Origin of the sequence: Micrococcus sp. EYE_212, from assembly GCF_023147585.1 — a bacterium.
Taxonomy (GTDB): Bacteria; Actinomycetota; Actinomycetes; order Actinomycetales; family Micrococcaceae; genus Micrococcus.
In genome coordinates this window covers 1-22198 of the sequence record NZ_JAHXOZ010000010.1, presented here as the reverse complement: position 1 = coordinate 22198, position 22198 = coordinate 1, and the positions used below count along the sequence as shown (strand labels likewise).

Genomic DNA, 22198 nt, shown 5'->3' with positions numbered 1-22198 from the left:
TCCTCCCGTGGGCGCGCGCCACGCTCCCGCCCCGGGTGGCCTTCCGGGCCGCTGGGGTCTGACGACGGCCGTCTCCGCACCCGCGGGGGCGGCCGTCGCCGCCTCCGCCGCCCTCCTGGAGGAGATCGCGTCGGCGCTCGCCGACGTGTGGGGGGAGCCGGTGGGCCCGCTGGGGCTGGGGCACGCGTGCCCGGCCTGCGGGGGGACGGACCACGGGGCGCCCTCCCTCACGGGTCTGCCGACCGGCCGCTGCGCGCTCGTCTCGTTCACGCACGTGGCGGTGCCCGGGGCGCCGGGCATGCGCGTCCGGCTCGGCGCGTGGTGGGCCGGGGCGGGGCGGGGGGCCGGCCTCGGGCTGGACCTGGAGCGGGGGGACGCGCCGGCCTTCACGACGGACGCCGCGCTCGGGGACGTCGCCTTCTCGCCTCGGGAGCGCGGCTGGCTCGCGGATCACGACGAGGTCGCCCGCCCGGCCGCCCGCGCGGTGCTGTGGACCCGCAAGGAGGCTGTCGTGAAGGCCGCCGGGACGGGCTTCACCGGTGATCCGACCGACGTCCCCGCCCTGCGGCCTCCCGCGGGCATGCGCGTGGTCGACCTCGACGACACGGTCGTCCCCGGCGCCGTCGGGGCGCTGGCCTTCCGGGTGCGACGCGGACGATGACCGCGCGCGGGCGCAACCGCCGCCGGCGTCAGTCCGGGAACGCCGGCAGCGGCGCCCTCGCGGTCCACGCCTCGAACAGCGCGTCGACGTCCGATCCCTCCACGCGCTCCGCCTCGGCCCACGCGTGGACGTGGTCGCGCAGCGCGGCGGTGTCCACCGTGCCGAAGCGGTGCTGCGCCACCCAGGCCCGGACCATGTCGCGGAAGGCGCGCGGGCCGAGGAGCTCGCGCAGCGCGAACACGGTGAGGGCGCCGCGCTTGTACACGCGGTCGTCGAACATGTCCCGCGGCCCGGGGTCCACGAGCACGAGGTCCTCCGGCTCCTCGCGCAGCCGGTGCCACGCGCGGCGGGCCATCGAGGCGATGCTGGAACGGCCCGACGCCTCGGCCCACAGCCACTCCGAGTAGCACGCGAAGCCCTCGTGCAGCCACAGGTCCGACCAGCGGCCCAGCGTCACGGCGTTGCCGAACCACTGGTGGGACATCTCGTGGGCGATCAGCCGCTCCGACTCCCACGAGCCGTCCAGGTGGTTGGTGCCGAACAGGGACATGCCGGCCGCCTCGAGCGGGATCTCGAGGACCTCGTCCGCCACGACGGCGGTGTACTCCTCGAACGGGTAGGCGCCGTAGGCGTCCACGAACGCGGACATCATCCGCGCCTGGGGCGCCAGCGCGGCGCGGGCCCGCTGCTCGGTCCGCGTCGAGACCACGAGGCGCAGTGGCGGGACGCCCTCGGCCGTCGGTGCGTCCACGCGGCGGTACCGCCCGATCTGCACGGTGAGCAGGTACGCGGGAACGGGCCGGTCCATGCGCCACTGCCACGTCACGCGGGAGCCGCGGGTGCGCACGGGCCGGCCGGTCCCGTTGGCCACGGGGAGGTAGCCGGCGTCGCAGGTCAGGGTGATCTGTGCCGTCGAGCGGACCGCGGGGGAGTCGATGCACGGCAGCCACGTGGACGCGCCGTGCGGCTGCCCGGCCACCAGGACGCCGTCGGTGAGCTCCTCCCAGCCGATGGTGCCCCACGGGCTGCGGCGCGGCGCGGGGGTGCCCGCGTACGTCACCGTCAGCTCCACGAGGGCGCCCTCGGGGAGGCTCTCGCCCAGCTGCACCACGAGGCGGTGCGGCGTGCGGCGCGGCTGGGAGTGCCGGACCTTCAGCGTGCGCCCGTCCACCGTTCCGGTCACGGACTGCGCCGCGAGGCGGTGCAGGTCCAGCTCGACGCTCGAGGTCTGGCGCCGCAGCCGCACGCGCAGCACGGCCACGCCGGCCACGCGGTTGGCGGCCAGCCGGACGTCGAGCGTCAGGTCGATGTGCTCGATGGTCGCCACGTCCGTGCCGACTCCGGGGATGTAGGGGTCCGTGCTCATGATTCCTCTGCGGTGGTGGCGGGGGCGGCGGTGCTTCCGTGCTCGACGAGGGCGACCGGTCCGTCCGGCATGCGCCACGGCGCGACGGGGTTGCCGAGCCACCAGGTGCCGGCGGGCAGGTCCTCGCCGCGCATGACGAGCGAGCCGGCGCCGACGGTGGTGCCCGCGCCCAGGCGCGCCGCGGGCAGGACCACGGAGTTGGGGCCCAGCGTGGCGCCGTCGCCCAGGGTGACCTCGTCGAGGGCCATGACGCGGTCGTGGAAGAGGTGCGTCTGCACCACGCATCCGCGGTTCACGGTGGCCCCGTCGCCGAGGGTGACGAGGTCGGCCTCGGGCAGCCAGTAGGACTCGACCCACGCGCCGTGCCCGATCCGCGCGCCCATCGCCCGCAGGAACCACACGAGTGCGGGGGTGCCGGCGGCGGCACGGGCGAACCACGGGGCGGCGAGGAACTCGGTGAACGTGTCGGCCACTTCGTTGCGCCAGATGAACGAGGACCACAGCGGGTGCTCCGAGGTGCGGATGCGCCCCACGAACAGCTTCTTCGCCAGCACGGTGATGCCGGCCGCCACCGCGCCCGCGGCCAGCAGCACGACCCCGCCCAGCACGGCGGCCAGGAGCCAGCCCCCGACGGCGGCCAGCGCGGCGAGTGCCGCACCGACGGCGATGGTGAGGGCGACGTGGAGCCACACGGGGATGGCGCGCAGCAGCTCCCACGCGGTGCGCGCGGCCTTGAGCCGGGCCGGCGGGTCGTAGGTCAGGGCCGCGTCCGCAGCGACCTCGGTGCGGCGCAGGCGCACGGGTGGAGAGCCCATCCAGGAGGAGCCGGCCTTCGTCTTGGCCGGCGTCGTGGAGAGCACGGCCACGAGGGAGTCCCGGCGCAGGGTGCGCCCGCCCGGGACCATGCCAGAGTTGCCCACGAAGGAGCGCTTGCCCACCTTCGCCGGGCCCACGTGCATCCATCCGCCCTGCAGGGTGTAGGAGGAGACCATGGTGTCGTCGGCGAGGAACGCGCCGTCGCCCACGCGGGTGAACTTCGGCAGCAGGACCACGGTGGAGGCCTCCACGTCGCGGCCGATCTCCGCGCCGAGCCAGCGCAGCCACACGGGCGTGAAGCGCGAGGCGTAGAGGGGGAAGAGCTGGTCTCGCGCGGCGTCGAGGACACGCTCGGTGGCCCAGATCTGCCAGCCCACCCGCGAGCGGACGGGGTGGTGGCCCTCCGTGATGCCCACGGAGAGCACGCGCACGGTCATCAGGACCAGCAGCATCTGCGTGCCGAACCACACCGCCGCCATGAGCGGCGAGGCGGCCAGCAGGCGCAGGGCGGTCTGCCCGACGGCGGCCAGCGGGGTGGCCGCGGCGGCTGACTCCGGCCACCACGCCAGGGACCACGCGCCCACGGCGAGCGCGGCGGCGGCCGCCACGAGCGGCAGCAGGGCCAGCACGGTGGAGCCCACGGTGGAGGCGATGCGCCAGCCCGTGGCCCGGGGCGGCGCCACGTTGGGCCCGTCCGCCTTGACCTTGCCCACCTTGGCGGCGGGCGATCCGGCGTGGCGCTGGCCGCCGCGCAGGCGGCCGGCCACGGTCGAGCCGGCCTCCACGTGCGCGCCGGCGCCCACGCGGGCCCCCGGCATCAGCGTCGTGCGGGCGCCGACCACGGCGCCGGCGCCCACGTGCATCCGGCCGATCCGGACGACGTCGCCGTCCACCCAGTAGCCCGAGAGGTCGACCTCCGGCTCGATGGACGCGCCCTCGCCGATCTCGAGCAGGCCGGTCACGGGGGGCACCGAGTGCAGGTCCACGTCCGGGCCGATCTTCGCGCCGAGCAGGCGGGCGTAGGCCGGGACCCACGCGGCGCCGGCGAGCGAGTACGGGTCCACGAGGTCCGTGACGTGCTGGGCCAGCCACAGGCGCAGGTGGACGCGGCCGCCGCGCGGATAGGAGCCGGGCTCCACGCCGCGCAGCAGCAGCCGCGCCGCGAGGCCGGCGATGAGCATGCGACCCGGCGCGGTGACGACGAGCAGGGCCGCCACGCCGAGCACCCACCACGACACGGTCGGCAGCCCGGGGGCCAGGCCGGTCAGGGCGAGGACGTTGAGCACGAGGCCCGTCCACACGCCCAGGCGGAGCGCGGGCAGCACGAACACGGGCAGGCCCACGAGGGTCTGCGCCCACTGCGTGCGGTGCCGGGTGCGGGCCACGTGGCGGTCGTGCACCTCGATGCCCGGGGCGTCGCCCTCCTCACCCACGACGGCGGCGACGAGCGCGCCGGCCTTGGAGTGGCGGTACACGTCCTGCACCGTGACCGCGGGGTGGCGCTGGCGCAGTCGTGCCACGAGCTGCGCCGCGGCGAGGGAGCCGCCGCCGGCGGCGAAGAAGTCGGTCTTCGGCCCGGCGGGGGCCTGGCCGAGGATGTCCGCCCACTGCCGCAGGACCCAGCCCGCTGGGGTGGACTCGTCGATCTCGGGGGCGTCCTCGTCCGCGGCCTCGGCGCCCGGCAGGGGCCAGGGCAGGGCGTGGCGGTCCACCTTGCCGGAGGTCTTGGTGGGCAGGGACTCCACGAGGGCGAGGCGCGGGACGAGGGCGGCCGGCAGCTCCTCGGTGAGGCGCTCGCGGGCGTCCGCGAGGTCGAAGTCCTCGAGCGGACCGCCGGGCTTGAGGTAGCCCACCAGGATCTGGTGCCCGGCGGGGGTGGAGCGCACCGCGGCCGCGCCGCCGTGCACCCCGGGCAGTGCCTGGAGGGCGGCGTCGACCTCGCCGAGCTCGATGCGACGGCCGCCGAGCTTCACCTGGTCGTCGGCGCGGCCCACGAACAGCAGGCCCGCGGGGTCGAAGACCACGAGGTCGCCCGAGCGGTAGGCGCGCTCCCAGCCCAGCGAGGGCAGGGGAGCGTACTTCTCGGCGTCCTTCGCGGGATCCAGGTAGCGGGCCAGCCCCACGCCGCCGATGATCAGCTCGCCCGTCTCGCCCGCGGCCACGGGGACCCCCGTGGCGGGATCGACGACGGCGAGGTCCCAGCCGTCCAGCGGCAGGCCGATGCGCACGGGCCCCTCACCCGTGAGCGGGGCAGCGCTGGCCACCACGGTCGCCTCGGTGGGGCCGTAGGTGTTCCACACCTCGCGGCCCTCCACCGCCAGGCGCGCGGCGAGCTCCGGCGGGCAGGCCTCGCCGCCGAAGATGAGCAGACGCACGTTGTCCATGGCCTCGGTCGGCCACATCGCGGCGAGGGTGGGCACCGTGGAGACGGCGGTGATCCGGCGCTCGGCCAGCCACGGGCCGAGGTCCATGCCCGAGCGCACGAGGGCGCGGGGGGCCGGCACGAGGCATGCGCCGTGGCGCCAGGCCAGCCACATCTCCTCGCAGGAGGCGTCGAAGGCCACGGAGAGCCCCGCCAGCACGCGGTCGCCGGGGCCGAGCGGGTCCTGGTGGAGGAAGATCCGCGCCTCAGCGTCCACGAACGCGGCGGCGGAGCGGTGCGAGACGGCCACGCCCTTCGGGGTGCCCGTGGAGCCGGAGGTGAAGATGATCCACGCGTCGTCGCCCAGGCCCGGGCGCACGGGCTCGCCCGTCCCGACGTCGGCGGCGGGCTCGCGGGAGGCGCTCAGCACGCGCTCGTCCGTGAGGATCCCGGCCACGCGGGCCTCGCCGAACACGAGGCGGGCGCGCTCCTCCGGGTCGTCCGCGTCCACGGGGACATAGGCGGCGCCGGCGGCCAGCACGGCGAGGATGGAGACGTAGAGGCCGACGGTGCCGGACGCGATCCGCACGCCGATCCGGTCCCCGGGCCGCACGCCGCGCTCCGCGAGGAAGCGGGAGGACTCCAGCACGCGCTCGTGCAGCTCTGCGTAGGTCAGCTGCTCGCGGCCGTCGTCGAGGGCGGGGGAGTCGGGATGCTCACGCACCGTGGCCTCGAAGAGGTCGAGGAGGGTCCGTGGGGGCGGGGTGCGGTCGGATCCGGGGAGCTGGGGCGGGTGGACGCGGGCGGTCGGCTCGGTCATGGGACCTCCGATGAAGGGTCAGTCGATGGGTGGGCGGCGCGGCGTCGGGAGATTCACGACGGGCCGCCGAACCAGCCCAGTGTAGTTCACCTGTTGTTAACCTGACGACTCGTGCGCGGTGTCCTCCCTCCCCGGGCGGCGGCGGAGGCTCTTCCGCGCCGCCCCGCGAGGACGTCGTGACACCGTCACGGCGGGGTCACGGCAGCGTCAGGAGCACCTTGCCGGTCGTCGCGCGGGACTCGAGCAGCTGGTGCGCGCGTCCGGCGTCGGAGAGCGGGATGCGGGCGCCGATCCGCACGTCGAGGGAGCCCTGAGTCCACGCGGAGAAGAGCTCTGCGCCGCGCTGCCGGGTCTCCTCGGCGGTGCGTGTGTAGGCCGCCAGGGACGGCCGGGTCACGTAGAGCGAGCCGCCGGAGTTCAGGCGCTGCAGGTCGAACGGGGGGACCTGGCCGGAGGCGCCCCCGAAGAGCACCAGCAGGCCGCGCACGCGCAGCATCGTCAGCGAGGCCTCGAAGGTGTCCCGGCCGACGCCGTCGTAGACGACGTGCGCCCCCTCTCCGCCGGTGGCCTCGAGGACCGCGTCCCTCAGCTCCGCATAGCCGACGGCGGCGTGTGCCCCGGCGGCCCGCGAGAGCTCGCGCTTCTCCTCGGTGGAGGCGGCGGCGATCACGCGCGCCCCGCGGGCCGACGCCAGCTGGGTCAGGAGCAGGCCCACGCCGCCCGCGCCGGCGGTGAGCGCCACCGTCTGCCCCTCGGACACCTCGAACGTCGAGCGGCACAGGTAGTGCGCCGTCATGCCCTGCAGGGGCAGGGCCGCCACGTCGGCCAGGTCCATGGCGTCCGGCACGTCGAGGAGCTGGTCGGCGGGGGCTGTGAAGTGCTCGGCGTACGTGGCGTGCCCGGCGGCCGTCGCCACGCGGCGCCCCACGAGGGAGCCGTCGACGCCGTCGCCCACGGCCACGACCTCGCCCGCACCCTCGGTGCCGGGGGTGAAGGGGACGTCCACGGCGTACACGCCGGAGCGCTGGTACGTCTCGATGAAGTTCAGGCCCGCCGCCGCCGTGCGCACGAGGACCTGCCCGGCGGCCGGCGTCGGCACGGGGACCTCGGTCCACGCCAGTGCCTCGGGTCCGCCCGCGGAGGCGACGACGACGGCGTGGTGGGTGGAGGGGTGGGCGGGGGAGGCGTGCTCGAGGCTCATGCCGTCCACTGTACGATCGCATACATATTCCGTATCTCGCATACACCAGGTAGGGTGGGCCCATGACTCACACCGTCGCCGTCTCCGGCGCCAGCGGCTATGCCGGGGGAGAGGCCCTGCGCCTGCTCGCGGCCCACCCCGAGGTCAGCATCGGCGCCATCACGGCGCACTCGAACGCGGGGGAGCGCCTCGGCGCCCTCCAGCCGCATCTGCACACCCTCGCGGACCGCATGCTGCAGGAGACCACCGCGGACGTACTCGCCGGGCACGACGTCGTCCTCCTCGCCCTGCCCCACGGCGCCTCGGGCGCGCTCGCCGCGCAGATCGCGGAGCGCTCCCCGGACACGCTCGTCATCGACGCCGGCGCGGACCACCGCCTCGAGTCCGCCGAGGACTGGGCGGCCTTCTACGGATCTGAGCACGCGGGCACGTGGCCCTACGGCCTGCCCGAGCTGCCGGGCCAGCGCGAGAGGCTGACCGGCGCCCGCCGCATCGCCGTCCCCGGGTGCTACCCCACGACGTCGATCCTGGCCCTGGCCCCCGGGTTCGCGGCGGGCCTGCTCGAGACCTCCGACGTCGTGATCGTGGCGGCGTCCGGCACCTCGGGCGCGGGCAAGGCCGCCAAGCCCCACCTGCTCGGCTCCGAGGTCATGGGAGGCATGAGCCCCTACGGCGTGGGCGGCGGGCACCGGCACACCCCCGAGATCGAGCAGGGCCTGTCCCAGGCGGCCGGGGAGCGCGTGCAGATCAGCTTCACGCCGACCCTCGCCCCCATGCCCCGCGGCATCCTCGCGACGGCGACCGCGCGCCTGCGCCCCGGGGTCGCGCCGGACGCGGTGCGCGCGGCGTGGGAGGCCGCCTACGCGGGCGAGCGCTTCGTCCACGTGCTTCCCCAGGGGCAGTGGCCGGCCACCAAGGCCGTGCTGGGCTCCAACCACGTGCAGCTGCAGCTGGCCGTGGACGGGCGCGCCGGGCGCGTGATCGTCACCGCCGCCCTCGACAACCTCACCAAGGGCACGGCCGGCGGCGCCGTGCAGTCCATGAACATCGCCCTGGGACTGCCGGAGCAGACCGGGCTCGAGCACCAGGGGGTCGCGCCGTGAGCGTCACCGCAGCACAGGGGTTCCGCGCGTCCGGCGTCACGGCCGGGCTCAAGCCGTCGGGGAGGCCGGACGTCGCCGTCGTCGTGAACGACGGGCCGCAGCACGCCGCCGCCGGCGTGTTCACGACGAACCGCGTGGCGGCCGCCCCCGTGCGCCTCTCCCGCGCGGCGCTCGCGGACGGGCGCGCCGCCGCCGTCGTGCTCAACTCGGGCGGGGCGAACGCGGCCACGGGCGCGGCCGGCCTCGAGGACGCCCGGCGCACGGTGGAGCACACGGCAGCGGCCCTGTCCGTGGACCCCGCCGACGTCGTGGTCTGCTCCACGGGTCTGATCGGCGAGCGCCTCGCGATGCCGCTCCTGCTCGAGGGCGTCTCTGCGGCGGCGGGCACGCTCTCCGCCGACGGCGGCGGGGACGCCGCCGTCGCGATCATGACGACGGACACCGTGCCCAAGCAGGCGCTGGCGACGGGCGAGGGCTACGTCATCGGCGGCATGGCCAAGGGCGCCGGCATGCTCGCGCCCGGACTGGCGACCATGCTGTGCGTCATCACCACGGATGCGCTGCTGCCCTCCGCCGTGCTCGACGCCGCGCTGCGGGAGGCCGTGCGCACCACGTTCGACCGCGCCGACTCCGACGGCTGCATGTCCACGAACGACACCGTGGTGCTGCTGTCCTCCGGCGCCTCGGGCGCCGCGCCGGATCCGGGCGAGTTCACCGAGCTGCTGCGCGGGGTGTGCGCGGACCTCGCCCGCCAGCTCATCGGCGACGCCGAGGGCGCGTCGCACGAGATCGCGATCCGCGTGGTGGGAGCGAGCACCGAGGCGGCCGCCGAGGCGGTGGCCCGCGCGGTCTCCCGGTCCAACCTCTTCAAGGCCGCCGTGTTCGGCCAGGACCCGAACTGGGGACGCGTCATCTCGGCCGTCGGCACCGTGCCGGAGGCCCTCGCGCCCTTCGACGCGGACGCCCTGGACGTCTCCTTCAACGGCGTGCAGGTGTGCCGCGCCTCCGGCGTGGGGGAGGACCGTTCCCTCGTGGACCTGGGCGCCCGGGAGGTGCGCGTGGAGATCGACCTGCACGCCGGCTCCGCGGAGGCCATCGTGTGGACCAATGACCTCACCCACGACTACGTGCACGAGAACTCCGCCTACTCCACGTGAGGAGACCCGACATGAGCGAGAACCCCACCGCCGCCCCGCCCGTGCTCTCCACGGCGGACCGCCTCGAGCGGGCCGCCTCGAAGGCCGAGGTCCTCGTGGAGGCGCTCCCGTGGATCCGCCGCTTCGCCGGCACCACCATGGTCATCAAGTCCGGCGGCAACGCCATGGTCTCGGAGGAGCTGCGGGCGGCGTTCGCCGAGGACGTGGTGTTCCTGCACCACGTGGGCGTGCACCCCGTGGTGGTGCACGGAGGCGGTCCGCAGATCAACGCGATGCTCGACCGCCTCGGGATCTCCTCCGAGTTCCGGGGCGGACTGCGCGTCACCACGCCGGAGGCCATGGAGGTGGTGCGCATGGTCCTCACCGGCCAGGTCGGCCGCGAGCTCGTGGGACTGATCAACTCGCACGGGCCGTACGCGGTGGGGTCCTCGGGGGAGGACGCCGGCCTGTTCCGCGCCCGCCGGACCGGGGCCGTCGTGGACGGCGTCGAGGTGGACCTCGGGCTGGTGGGCGAGGTGACGGGGGTGAACCCCGCCGCCATCCGGGACGTGATCGACGCCGGGCGCATCCCCGTCGTCTCCTCCGTCGCCCCCGAGATCGGGCCGGACGGCGACCCCACCGGCCACGTGCTCAACGTCAACGCCGACACGGCCGCCGCCGCGCTCGCGGCCGCCCTGGGGGCCACGAAGCTCGTCCTCCTCACGGACGTCGAGGGACTCTATGCGGACTGGCCCGACCGCGGATCCCTCATCAGCTCCCTCACCGCCGGCCAGCTGCGCGCACTGCTGCCCTCCCTGGCCTCGGGCATGATCCCGAAGATGGCCGCGTGCCTGGACGCCGTGGAGGCTGGCGTGCAGCGCGCCCACGTGGTGGACGGCCGCCGGCCCCACTCCATGCTGCTGGAGGTGTTCACGTCGGCGGGCGTGGGCACCCAGGTGGTCCCCGACGACGACGCACCGGCCCCGGGCCAGGAGGACGCATGAGCACCACCCAGTCCCAGCTGCTCCAGCGCTACGGCGCCTCCCTGACCGGCGTGTTCGGGCCCCCCTCGCGCGTCCTGGTGCGCGGGGAGGGCAGCCGCGTGTGGGACGCGGACGGGAAGGAGTACACGGACCTGCTGGCCGGGATCGCCGTGAACTCGCTCGGCCATGCCCACCCGGCGATCGTGCGCGCGGTGACCGAGCAGGTCGGCACGCTCGGGCACGTCTCCAACCTCTTCACCTCGGAGCCGCAGGTCCGGCTCGCGGAGGAGCTGCTCGCGGCGGCCGGCGCACCCGAGGGCTCCACCGTCTTCTTCGCCAACTCCGGCACCGAGGCCAACGAGGCCGCCTTCAAGCTGGCCCGCCGCCACGGCGGCGAGGACCCCTCGGGGCGGCGCACCCGGGTGATCGCCCTCGAGCGGGCCTTCCACGGCCGCACCATGGGCGCCCTCGCCCTCACCCACAAGCAGGCCTACCGCGCCCCCTTCGAGCCGCTGCCCGGCGGCGTCGAGCACGTCCCGGGCGGGGATCTTCCCGCGCTGCGCGCCGCGCTCGCCCCGGACGCGGACGGGGCCACCGTGGCGGCCGTGCTGCTGGAGCCCGTGCAGGGCGAGGCAGGCGTGCACGGCTGGCCCGCCGGCTACCTGTCCGGGGTGCGCGAGGCCACCCGTGAGGCCGGCGCCCTCATGATCCTCGACGAGGTGCAGTCCGGCATGGGCCGCACCGGGGCGTGGTTCGGCTTCCAGAGCCCGGAGGTCACCGGCTCGGACGTGCCCGTCCTCCCGGACGCGTTCACCCTTGCGAAGGGCCTGGGCGGCGGCGTGCCGATCGGCGCGCTCGTGTGCGTGGGCGAGCACGCCTCCGGCCTGCTCACCGCGGGCCAGCACGGCACCACATTCGGCGGCAATCCACTCGCAACGGCGGCCGGCCTGGCCGTCGTCGAGACGATCCGCGCCGAGGGGCTGCTGGAGCGTGTCCGCGCGGAGGGCGTGCGCCTGGCCGCCCGCCTGTCGGCGCTGCCGGAGGTGAGCGCCGTGCGCGCCTACGGCCTGTGGATCGGCGTGGACCTCGCCGAGAGGGCGGGCGCGGACCCGGAGGGCGGGCTCGCCCCCGGCGTCGTGCGGGCCGGCCTCGACGCCGGATGGATCCTCAACGCCACCGGTCCCGCCACCCTGCGCCTGGCCCCGCCCCTGACCATCGGGCGGGCCGACCTCGACCGCTTCACGGACTCGCTGCCGGCCCTCGTGGCCGCCGCCTGAGCGACCTCGCGCCACCGACCTGGCGGGCCCGCCCGCCCCACCCGTCCGCCCCACCCCTCCGGGAGGAGACCCCATGAGCACCGCCCCCCACCCCCCGACCCGCCACTTCCTGGTGGACACGGACCTGAGCCCCGCGGAGCAGGCCGAGGTCCTCGACCTGGCCCTGGAGATGAAGGAGGACCGCTTCCTGCACCGCCCGCTGGCGGGTCCCCGCACCGGCGTGGTCTTCTTCGACAAGACCTCCACGCGCACCCGCGTGTCCTTCTCCGCCGGGATCGCGGAGCTCGGCGGCAGCCCGCTGATCGTCAACCCGGGGGAGTCGCAGCTGGGCCACAAGGAGTCCGTCGCGGACACGGCCCGGGTCCTGGAGCGCATGGTCGGGATCATCGTGTGGCGCACGTTCGCGCAGGCCGGTCTCGAGGAGATGGCCGCCCACTCCCGGGTCCCCGTGGTCAACGCGCTCTCCGACGACTACCACCCGTGCCAGCTGCTCGCCGACCTCCTCACGGTGCGGGAGCACAAGGGCCGCACCGCGGGCCTGACCCTGGCGTACCTGGGGGACGCGGCCAACAACATGGCCAACTCCTACCTCCTGGCCGGCGTCACGGCGGGCATGCACGTGCGGATCGCCGGCCCCGCCGGCTTCCTCCCCGCCGACGACGTCGTGGCGGCCGCTCGGGAGCGTGCCCTCGAGACCGGCGGCTCGGTGCTCATCACCTCGGATCCGGGCGAGGCCCTGGACGGCGCCGACGTGGTCGTGACGGACACCTGGATCTCCATGGGCCAGGAGGACGAGAAGGAGGATCGGCACACCCTCTTCCGCGCCTACCAGGTGGACGGGGCCGCGATGGCCCGGGCCGCCGAGGACGCGATCTTCCTGCACTGCCTGCCGGCCTACCGCGGCTACGAGGTGAGCGCCGACGTCATTGACGGCCCGGCCTCGGTGGTCTTCGACGAGGCGGAGAACCGCCTGCACGCGCAGAAGGCCCTCATGGCCTGGCTCCTGTACCGCTCCGGGCTGGCGGAGGATCCGCGCGCGACGGCGGAGGGGGCGCGCTGATGGCCGTGCCGACCACCAAGACCGCCCGGCAGGCCGCGATCCGCGAGCTGCTGGCCACGCGCGAGGTCCGTTCGCAGGCCGAGCTCTCCGCTGCCCTGGGGGATCGCGGCCTCTCCGTCACCCAGGGCACCCTCTCCCGCGACCTCGTGGACCTGGGCGCCGTCCGGGTGCGCGGCGCCGCGGGGATGGTCTACGCGGTGCCGGCCGAGGGCGAGGAGTCCGCGGTCCCGCCGCGCAGCTCGGAGTCCCAGCAGGGCCGCCTGGCGAGCATGGCCCGCGAGCTGCTGATCTCCGCCGAGCCGAGCGAGAACCTGGTCGTGCTGCGCACCCCGCCGGGGGCCGCCCAGTTCCTGGCCAGCGTGATCGACCACGCCCGGGTGGAGCACGTGCTCGGCACGATCGCCGGCGACGACACCATCCTGCTGATCACGGCCTGCTCGGAGAACGCACCCGTCGTGGCCTCCCGGCTGCTGGGCCTCGCCGGCTGACCGGGACCGGCGTCCCGGGGCGTCCACCTGCCGGCCGCCGGCGTGGGCGCCACCGCTCCGGACACGCAAGAAGGCCCCCACCGGACGGCGGGGGCCTTCTCGTGGTGCGTGACGCTGATGGTCACGCGAGGCTCATCAGGCCTGGGGGAGGACGAACTCCTGGCCGATGAAGATGAGGTTCGGATCCTCGATGAGGTCCTTGTTGGCCTCGTAGATGGCCTTCCAGCCACCGTCGACACCGTGCTCGGCGGCCAGCTTGTTCAGGGTGTCGCCCTTGGCGACCACGACGGTCTGCTCGGCCTTGACGGCGGGAGCGGCCTTCGCAGCCTTGGCGGCGGGGGCGGCCTTGGCTGCGGGAGCCGCAGCCTTCACCGGAGCGGACTTCGCGGCAGCGGCCTGCTTGGCCTCGGCGCGCTCAGCAGTGGCCTGCTTGGCCTCGGCGCGCTCAGCAGTGGCCTGCTTGGCCTCGGCGCGCTCCGCAGCGGCCTTCTTGGCCTCGGCGCGCTCAGCAGCGGCACGCTTGGCCTCGGCGCGCTCGGCGGCTGCGGCACGCTGGGCCTCGGCGCGCTCGGCGGCTGCGGCACGCTGGGCCTCGGCGCGCTCGGCGGCTGCGGCACGCTGGGCCTCGGCACGCTCGGCGGCGGCACGCTCGGCGGCGGCGCGCTCAGCAGCGGCACGCTCGGCGGCAGCGGCATCCTGACGCTGCACGGTGGCGGTGCGCTCGACGGCAACGGACGGGGTGCCCGCGGCATCGGAGGCGGTCAGGCCCAGCTTCTTGGAGCAGGCGGGCCAGGCGCGCCAGCCCTGCATGTCGAGGAGCATCTCGCCGCGCTTGATCTGCTCGGCCTTCGAGGCCTGGTGCGGGTAGCCCGAGCCACCGACCATGCGCCAGGAGGAGTAGGTGAACTGGATGCCACCGTAGAAGCCGTTGCCGGTGTTGATGGACCAGTCGCCGCCGGACTCGCACTGGGCCAGGCGGTCCCAGGTGGCCACCGAGGCGGCCTGGGCGGGAACGGCGCCGCCGACAGCGGCAGCACCGGCCAGGGTCATGCCGGCGACGACGGTCGCGGTCGCACGGCGGGAGCGGGTGGCGGAAGAAGCGAAGAGAGTCATGATGTCCATGTGTCGAGTCCTCGCTGTTCGGCGGGCCGGGGCGCACCGGGGTCGTCTACTCCTTGGTCGGGTCAAAGACTCCGTCGGCTCGGGACGACCCCACAGCGGGCGACCGACGAAGCGTTTCGATCACGAGATCATCGCGTCATCCGCTCAGGCAGATAACGGTGAGATCACGAATCGGCTACGACCGAGTCAACGCCCTTCGGGGGCGGCCCGTCAAATCGGGCACCCGTGGCGGCGGCCGGGAGGGACCGAAGGGCTGTATGCGAGGACGATCCGCTCCGTATCGCCCATCCCGGTTGGACGATCCGGCATGAAGCGGCTCGTTGCCGCGCGATCCGTCCATCCAGGGGTGTGGACAACGGTGGAGGGGGCGTGCCCCCGGGGGATGTCCCCCCGTGCATCGAGGGGTCCGGACGCGCTCGATGTGTGGCAGACGTCATCCCTGCGCCGCGGGGGTTCCGTATGCGACGCATTGAATATTTATGCAAAGACTGGGTACGATCGATCAGCAGTGCGGGGCCGACCGGGCCCGCGCGCCCGCCCCGGACGCAGCACACAGGAGACAGAGGAGTTCATCGTGAAGGAACGCATCATCCTTGCCTACTCAGGAGGCCTGGACACCTCCGTGGCCATCGGCTGGATCGCGGAGGCCACGGGTGCCGAGGTCGTCGCCGTCGCCGTGGACGTGGGCCAGGGCGGCGAGTCCCTCGAGACCATCCGCCAGCGCGCCCTCGACTGCGGCGCGGTGGAGGCCTACGTCGCGGACGCGCGCGACGAGTTCGCGGAGCAGTACTGCATGCCCACCTTGAAGGCGAACGCCCTGTACATGGACGCGTACCCGCTGGTGTCCGCGATCTCGCGCCCCGTGATCTCCCGCCACCTCGTGGCGGCTGCCCGCCAGTTCGGCGCCTCGACCGTGGCCCACGGCTGCACGGGCAAGGGCAACGACCAGGTGCGCTTCGAGGTGTCCATCCAGACCCTCGGCCCGGACCTGAAGTGCATCGCCCCCGTGCGCGACCTCGCGCTTACCCGCGACAAGGCGATCGACTACGCGGAGCGCAACGGGCTGCCGATCGCCACCACGAAGAAGAACCCCTTCTCGATCGACCAGAACGTCTGGGGCCGCGCGGTCGAGACCGGCTTCCTCGAGGACATCTGGAACGGGCCCACGAAGGACGTCTACGACTACACCGACGACCCCGCCTTCCCGCCGGCGCCGGACGTGGTCACGATCGCGTTCGAGAAGGGCGTCCCCACCGCCCTCGACGGCCGCGCGCTCTCGCCGCTGCAGATCGTCGAGGAGCTCAATCGCCGCGCCGGCGCCCAGGGCGTGGGCCGGATCGACATCGTGGAGGACCGCCTCGTGGGCATCAAGTCCCGCGAGATCTACGAGGCCCCGGGCGCGATGGCGCTGATCGCCGCCCACCGCGAGCTCGAGCACGTCACCCTCGAGCGCGAGCAGGCCCGCTTCAAGCGCCAGGCGGAGCAGCGCTGGACCGAGCTGGTCTACGACGGCCAGTGGTTCTCCCCCCTGAAGCGCAACCTCGACACCTTCATCGACGCGACTCAGGAGCACGTGAACGGCGAGATCCGCCTCGAGCTCCACGGCGGCCGCGCCACGGTGCAGGGCCGCCGCTCCGAGACGGGCCTCTACGACTTCAACCTCGCCACCTACGACGAGGGCGACGCGTTCGACCAGTCCTCGGCCCGCGGCTTCATCGACATCTTCGGGCTCTCGGCCAAGACCGCGTCCGAGCGCGAGCAGCGCCTGGCCGGCACCGCCGACCTCGCCGACGTCGCCCGCCTGAGCAACGACTGATCGCGAGGGGAGACACGTGACGGAGCAGTCCACGCCGCGGCACGGCACGAATGAGGGCGCCCTGTGGGGCGGCCGCTTCGCCGGGGGACCCTCGGAGGCCCTCGCCGCGCTCAGCAAGTCCACGCACTTCGACTGGCGGCTCGCGCCCTACGACATCGCGGGCTCGCGGGCCCACGCCCGCGTCCTCCACGCGGCCGGCCTGCTCACGGCGGATCAGCTGGGGGACATGCTCGCGGCACTGGACCGCCTGGAGGAGGACGTGCGCTCGGGCGCGTACGCGCCCTCGGCCTCGGACGAGGACGTGCACGGCTCCCTCGAACGCGGTCTCATCGAGCGCGCCGGGCCGGAGCTGGGCGGGCGCCTGCGCGCGGGCCGCTCGCGCAACGACCAGGTGGCCACGCTCGGGCGCATGTTCCTCCGGGACCACGCCCGGATCGTGGCGCGGGGGGTCCTCGACACGATCGACGCCCTCCTGGCCCAGGCCGAGGCCCACCCCTACGCGCCCATGCCGGGGCGCACCCACCTCCAGCACGCCCAGCCGGTGCTGCTGTCCCACCACCTGCTGGCCCACGCGTGGGCCTTCGCCCGGGACCTGCAGCGCCTCGCGGACTGGGACGCCCGCGCCGCGGTCTCTCCGTACGGCTCGGGGGCCCTGGCCGGATCCTCCCTCGGCCTGGACCCGAACGCGGTGGCCGCGGAGCTCGGCTTCGACTCGGCCGTGTGGAACTCCATCGACGGCACGGCCTCCCGCGACGTCTACGCCGAGTTCGCCTGGGTGGCGGCCATGATCGGCGTGGACCTCTCGCGCATCTCCGAGGAGGTCATCTTCTGGGCCACGAAGGAGGCCGGGTTCGTGGCCCTGCACGACTCCTTCTCCACGGGGTCCTCGATCATGCCGCAGAAGAAGAATCCGGACGTGGCGGAGCTGGCGCGCGGCAAGTCCGGACGTCTGATCGGCGACCTCACGGGCCTGCTGGCCACGCTCAAGGCGATGCCCCTGGCCTACAACCGGGACCTCCAGGAGGACAAGGAGCCCGTGTTCGACGCCGCGGACACCCTCGAGCTGCTGCTCCCCGCGGTCTCCGGGATGATCGCGACGCTGACCTTCCGCACCGAGCGGATGGCGGAGCTGGCCCCCCAGGGCTTCGCGCTCGCCACGGACGTCGCCGAGTGGCTCGTCCGTCAGGGCGTGCCCTTCCGCGAGGCGCACGAGCTCTCGGGGGAGGCCGTCCAGGCGGCCGAGGCCCGCGGCGTCGAGCTGTGGGACCTCCCCGACGAGGAGTACGCGCGGATCTCCCCGCACCTGACGCCGGCGGTGCGCGAGGTGCTCAGCACCGAGGGCTCCCTGGCCTCGCGCAGCGGGCAGGGCGGCACGGCCCCCTCGGCCGTCGCCGCGCAGATCGAGGCGTTGGCCGCAGCCCTGGAGCCCCTCCGGGCGTTCGCGGCCAGCCGGGGCTCGGTGGTCGACGCGCGGTGAGGCGCGCCGGTGCCCTCGCGGGGGCGCCGAGGCCCGGATGGGACGGGGATGGCCGTGCGGGGAGGTCCACCGCGCGGCCATCTGTCGTTCATCTGTGTCGCTGTAGCATGGGTGGTCACTTTTCCACCGGGTGCGCGGCGCGCCGAGCCCGCCCACCCCCGACCGCCCCTGTGAAGGACCACCGCGATGACCGACGTCGTGTCCGCCCGCCAGACGGAGCTCGAACTCGAACAGGGGCGGGTGGCCGAGCGCTACGCCCGGCTGGACGCCCTGCGCGTCGAGAAGGAGGAGCAGCTCGCCCGCGTGCGCCGCACCGGGCTCGAGGGATCGCTCCAGAACCACTCCGAGCGGGACGCCTTCGCCACGCTCTACGAGGACCGCCTCGCCCAGCTCTACGCCGTCGATGAGCGGCTCGTGTTCGGCCGCCTCGACCTGGACCCGGACGAGGACGGCGTGTCGGAGCAGCGCTACATCGGGCGCATCGGCCTCACCGACCCCCAGCAGGAGCGGCTCCTCGTGGACTGGCGCGCCGCCGAGGCCGGTGCCTTCTACCAGGCGACGGCGGCCCGTCGCCAGCACGTGCGCCGCCGGCGTCACCTCATGCTGCGCGGCCGCGAGGTGCGGGACCTGGACGACGAGATCCTGGACCCGGGCCTGCTCGCGGACGACGACCACATCAGCCCGGACTCCCAGGGCGCCCTGCTGGCCGCCGTCACGGCGCGCCGCACGGGCCGCATGGGGGACATCGTCGCCACGATCCAGGCGGAGCAGGACGAGATCATCCGCGCCGGTGTCTCGGGCGCGCTGGTCGTCCAGGGCGGGCCGGGCACGGGCAAGACCGCCGTCGCCCTCCACCGCGCCGCGTACCTTCTGTACACGCACCGCGACCGGCTGGCCCGCTCCGGCGTGCTCGTGGTGGGTCCCTCGACCGCCTTCATGCGGTACATCGAGCGGGTGCTGCCCTCGCTCGGCGAGACGGGCGTCGTGATGGCCTCGCTCGGCACGCTCATGCCGGGGTTCCAGGCCGGACCGGAGCCGCGGGCGGCCGCCGCGGCGGTGAAGGGCCGCCTCGAGATGGCAGAGGTGGTGGCGAACGCCGTCGCGCAGCGCCAGCGCCTCCTCGTGGAGCCCCGCCGGCTGAACATCGACGGCACGGTGGTCAAGCTCAAGCCGGCCATGGTGCGGCGCGCTCGCGAACGCGCCCGTGCCACGGGCAAGCCGCACAACGAGGCGCGCGCGACCTTCGTGAAGATCCTCGTGAAGGACCTCGCGGAGAAGCTGCGCAAGAAGCTGGAGAAATCCTCCGGCGCCCCCGTGCAGCGGGACCTCCTCCTGGAGGACGTGCGCACCGCCCGCGACGTGCGGGTGGCGCTCAACCTGTGCTGGATGCCGATGACGCCGGAGTGGCTCATCGGGGACCTCCTCTCCCGCGAGCCCCTGCTGCGCGCGGCTGCCCCGTGGCTCTCCGACGAGGACGTCGCCGCGCTGCTGCGGCCCGCCGGCTCCCCGTGGACCGAGGCGGACGTGCCGCTCCTGGACGAGGCCGCGGAGCTGCTCGGCGCCGTGGAGGCCCCGCCGACCGGCCGGGAGTCCGAGGCGCAGCACCGCCGCAACGTGGACAACGCGCGCGCCTCGCTGGAGAACATGCACCAGAGCCTCGAGGACATGGGGATCGACGGCGTGGTGGACGCCGAGCAGCTCGCCGCGGCCAACGAGCCCGGCGGCGTCCGCAGGACGACGGCCGACCAGGCCGCCCACGACCGCTCGTGGACGTACGGCCACGTGGTGGTGGACGAGGCACAGGAGCTCTCCCCGATGCAGTGGCGGCTGCTCGCGCGCCGCTGCCCCATGAAGTCCTTCACGGTGGTGGGGGACATCGCGCAGTCCTCGCGGCTCGACGCGGCCGGCTCGTGGGACGCGGCGCTCACGCCGTTCTTCGGGGACCGCTGGCGGCTGGAGGAGCTGACGGTGAACTACCGCTCGCCGGCCCGGGTGATGCGCTGGGCGGCGCAGGTGGCACAGGCGGCCGGTCTCGCCGTCTCGCAGCCCGAGGCGGTGCGCGAGGGCGACCACGCCCCCGAGCTCGTCGCGGAGCCGGGCGGCACGCTCACCGGGCTGGTCGGCGACGCCGTCGCCCGCCAGCGCGACCTGGTCCCGGATGCACTCACCGCGGTGATCGTGCCCGAGGCCGAGGTGCCCGCCCAGGTGGCCGCCCTGCGGGAGCGCTGGGGAACGGCGCGCGTGGACCGGGCGCCGCTGCCCGGGGTGGAGGTCGTCGTGGTGAGCCCCCGCGAGACCAAGGGACTGGAGTTCGACACCGTGGTCCTCGCGGCCCCCGAGCGGATCGTGGAGGACGCGCACGGCGTCGTCGGCGACCTCTACGTGGCCATGACGCGGTGCACGCAGGCCCTGACGATCGTCTCCACGGCGGAGGAGGCGCGGCTGCCCGCCGGCCTCAGCGCCGTGCCCCGCTGAGGCCGGCGTCGGCGTGGTCCCCCACGACGGCGGCGCGTCGCCGCCGCGGGGGAGTGGGACGTCGGTAGGGTGGCGGCGTGGCTGAATCGACCGTGAACCGTGCCCAGCGCCTGCGGGAGCAGGCCAACGATCCCTCCTTCGAGAACGTGTGGCAGGAGCTGCGCTGGCGCGGGCTCGTCCACGTCTCCACAGACGAGGCCGCCCTCGAGGAGGCGCTGGCCGGGGAGCCGATCTCGTACTACTGCGGGTTCGACCCCACGGCGGCGTCCCTGCACCTGGGCCACCTGGTCCAGCTGCTGCTCATGCGCCGCCTGCAGCTGGCCGGCCACCGCCCCGTCGCCCTGGTCGGCGGTGCCACCGGCCTCATCGGCGATCCCCGGCAGACCTCCGAGCGCGTGCTGAACACGCGCGAGACCGTGGCCGCGTGGGTGGACTCGCTGCGGGCGCAGATCGAGCCCTACCTGTCCTTCGAGGAGGACAACGCCGCCACGATGGTCAACAACCTCGAGTGGACCTCCCAGCTGAGCGCGCTCGACTTCCTGCGCGAGGTGGGCAAGAACTTCCGCGTGGGCACCATGGTCAAGAAGGAGATCGTGGCCAAGCGCCTCCACTCGGAGGAGGGGATCTCCTACACCGAGTTCTCCTACCAGGTGCTCCAGGGCAACGACTTCCTCGAGCTGTACCGCCGCCACGGGGTGCGCCTGCAGTCGGGAGGCTCGGACCAGTGGGGCAACCTCACCTCGGGCACGGAGCTGATCCGCAAGGTGGAGGGTGCGCACGTGCACGCCCTCGGCACTCCGCTGATCACGAACGCGGACGGCACGAAGTTCGGCAAGTCCGAGGGGAACGCCGTGTGGCTGAACCCGGAGATGTGCTCGCCCTACGCGTTCTATCAGTTCTGGCTCAACACCGCAGACGCCGACGTGGTCTCCCGGCTGAAGGTGTTCACCTTCCTCACCCGTGCCGAGATCGAGGAGTACGAGCGGAAGGTGTCCGAGGAGCCGTTCCGCCGGGAGGCGCAGAAGCGGCTCGCGTGGGAGGTCACCGCCCTGGCCCACGGGGAGGACGCGACCCAGAAGGTCATCGACGCGTCCGCGGCCGTGTTCGGGGGAGGGGACCTCTCCACCGTGGACGGGGAGACGCTGGCCGCGGTCCTCTCCGAGCTGCCCCAGGCGGATCCCGCGCAGTGGCAGGGCGAGGCCGGCACGGCGACGGCGGTCGAGCTGCTCGTCTCCACCGGCCTCGCCTCCTCGACGTCCGAGGCACGGCGCACCATCAAGGAGGGCGGCGCGTCCGTGAACAACGTGCGGATGACGGACGCGGAGCAGAGGTTCGGCGCGGCCGACGCCCTCGCGGGTCGCTACCTCCTGGTGCGACGGGGCAAGAAGAACATGGCCGGCGCGGATCTGACCGCGCGGTGAGTGAGGGCGGCGTCACAGCCGCTGCCTCTGCCGCAAGCGTCCCGCCGGCAGAGACCCGAGGCCCCGTCCTCCGCAGGATCCTGCGGAAGACGGGGCCTCTCGCATGCCGATCGCACCCCGATTTCGCGTGGGGGTCGTGGTGTGTGTAGAGTTCCATCTCGTGCTGAGGCGCGGTTCGAGGAATCGGACGGCCGGGTGAAGAACATGGAATCCGCGGATTCTTGCCGAGAATGGCAGGTCCAGGGCGGATGTGCTCACACAGTGTGCAGTGTTCCTGTGAGGGGATGCTGGTATTCCTGAAGAGATGATCTGGTTTGACTGCTGGTGATCGTGTGGTAAGCTTTCGTAGCCTTCTGCATGGATTTTCACTGGGTGACGACGTCGGATGACGGAGTTGACAGGAACTGATCGTGTGGTAAGGTTGCGAAACCGGATCACGTGAACAGCTGCTGAAGACTTCGGAAACGGGGTTGACAGGGTCTGATCGGATGGTCTAAGATGGAGAAGTTGCTCCAGAGCGAAACGTTCCGCGAGGCGGGATGGTGAGTCTGGAAGCGCCTGTTGTTTGAGAACTCAATAGTGTGCCAAGTTTGTTGATGCCAATTGTTTTAACA

General features: G+C 73.9%; 15 protein-coding genes. 11 read left to right on the top strand and 4 right to left on the bottom strand.

From position 1 onward, the window contains the following. The first annotated feature begins 7 nt into the window (after positions 1–7). The gene (locus KZX60_RS07755) at positions 8–661 is read left to right on the top strand and encodes a 4'-phosphopantetheinyl transferase superfamily protein (RefSeq protein ID WP_248117123.1); all 654 of its coding nucleotides are present in this window, start codon (positions 8–10) and stop codon (positions 659–661) included. Between the two features lie 28 nt (positions 662–689). On the opposite strand, the gene KZX60_RS07750 is transcribed toward KZX60_RS07755, so the two are convergent. The 3 genes from KZX60_RS07750 to KZX60_RS07740 all read right to left on the bottom strand — a co-directional run bounded on the left by KZX60_RS07750 (position 690) and on the right by KZX60_RS07740 (position 7226). Beyond that, a complete protein-coding gene (locus KZX60_RS07750) occupies positions 690–2027 on the bottom strand; it encodes a M1 family metallopeptidase (protein WP_248117121.1) in 1338 nt (445 codons plus the stop codon). Continuing rightward, positions 2024–6025, bottom strand: a complete 4002-nt coding sequence (locus tag KZX60_RS07745; RefSeq protein WP_248117119.1) for a Pls/PosA family non-ribosomal peptide synthetase — start codon at positions 6023–6025, stop codon at positions 2024–2026. The genes KZX60_RS07750 and KZX60_RS07745 overlap by 4 nt, the downstream gene beginning before the upstream one ends. A 196-nt stretch (positions 6026–6221) precedes the next feature. Next, on the bottom strand, positions 6222–7226 hold the full coding sequence (locus KZX60_RS07740; RefSeq protein WP_248117117.1) for a quinone oxidoreductase: 1005 nt from the start codon (positions 7224–7226) through the stop codon (positions 6222–6224). A gap of 62 nt (positions 7227–7288) precedes the next feature. Here KZX60_RS07740 and argC point away from each other — a divergent pair, with 62 nt between their 5' ends. From argC to argR, 6 genes are all read left to right on the top strand, one after another. Next, entirely contained in the window at positions 7289–8329 is a 1041-nt protein-coding gene (gene argC, locus KZX60_RS07735) for an N-acetyl-gamma-glutamyl-phosphate reductase (RefSeq protein WP_248117115.1), read from the top strand. Then, entirely contained in the window at positions 8326–9486 is a 1161-nt protein-coding gene (gene argJ, locus KZX60_RS07730) for a bifunctional glutamate N-acetyltransferase/amino-acid acetyltransferase ArgJ (RefSeq protein WP_248117113.1), read from the top strand. Before argC ends, argJ begins: the two co-directional genes overlap by 4 nt. A gap of 11 nt (positions 9487–9497) precedes the next feature. Next, entirely contained in the window at positions 9498–10469 is a 972-nt protein-coding gene (argB, locus tag KZX60_RS07725; protein ID WP_248117111.1) for an acetylglutamate kinase, read from the top strand. Continuing rightward, positions 10466–11725, top strand: coding sequence for an acetylornithine transaminase (locus KZX60_RS07720; protein WP_248117109.1), 1260 nt, complete (start codon positions 10466–10468; stop codon positions 11723–11725). The genes argB and KZX60_RS07720 overlap by 4 nt, the downstream gene beginning before the upstream one ends. Before the next feature lie 73 nt (positions 11726–11798). Beyond that, the gene (gene argF / locus KZX60_RS07715) at positions 11799–12785 is read left to right on the top strand and encodes an ornithine carbamoyltransferase (protein WP_248117107.1); all 987 of its coding nucleotides are present in this window, start codon (positions 11799–11801) and stop codon (positions 12783–12785) included. Continuing rightward, positions 12785–13273, top strand: coding sequence for an arginine repressor (gene argR / locus KZX60_RS07710; RefSeq protein ID WP_248117105.1), 489 nt, complete (start codon positions 12785–12787; stop codon positions 13271–13273). Before argF ends, argR begins: the two co-directional genes overlap by 1 nt. A 135-nt stretch (positions 13274–13408) precedes the next feature. Here argR and KZX60_RS07705 read toward each other — a convergent pair whose 3' ends face one another. After that, on the bottom strand, positions 13409–14395 hold the full coding sequence (locus KZX60_RS07705; RefSeq protein WP_248117103.1) for a transglycosylase family protein: 987 nt from the start codon (positions 14393–14395) through the stop codon (positions 13409–13411). Between the two features lie 574 nt (positions 14396–14969). On the opposite strand from KZX60_RS07705, the gene KZX60_RS07700 reads away from it, so the two are divergent. From KZX60_RS07700 to tyrS, 4 genes are all read left to right on the top strand, one after another. Then, positions 14970–16211, top strand: a complete 1242-nt coding sequence (locus KZX60_RS07700; protein ID WP_248117101.1) for an argininosuccinate synthase — start codon at positions 14970–14972, stop codon at positions 16209–16211. A gap of 16 nt (positions 16212–16227) precedes the next feature. Beyond that, positions 16228–17688 carry an argininosuccinate lyase gene (gene argH / locus KZX60_RS07695; protein ID WP_248117098.1) on the top strand — a complete coding sequence of 487 codons (1461 nt, stop codon included), beginning with the start codon at positions 16228–16230 and terminating at the stop codon, positions 17686–17688. Between the two features lie 186 nt (positions 17689–17874). Continuing rightward, positions 17875–20163 (top strand): UvrD-helicase domain-containing protein, encoded by a 2289-nt coding sequence (locus tag KZX60_RS07690; RefSeq protein WP_248117096.1) that lies wholly within the window; start codon positions 17875–17877, stop codon positions 20161–20163. 77 nt (positions 20164–20240) lie between these two features. Continuing rightward, positions 20241–21584 (top strand): tyrosine--tRNA ligase, encoded by a 1344-nt coding sequence (gene tyrS / locus KZX60_RS07685; RefSeq protein ID WP_248117094.1) that lies wholly within the window; start codon positions 20241–20243, stop codon positions 21582–21584. Positions 21585–22198: the final 614 nt, after the last annotated feature.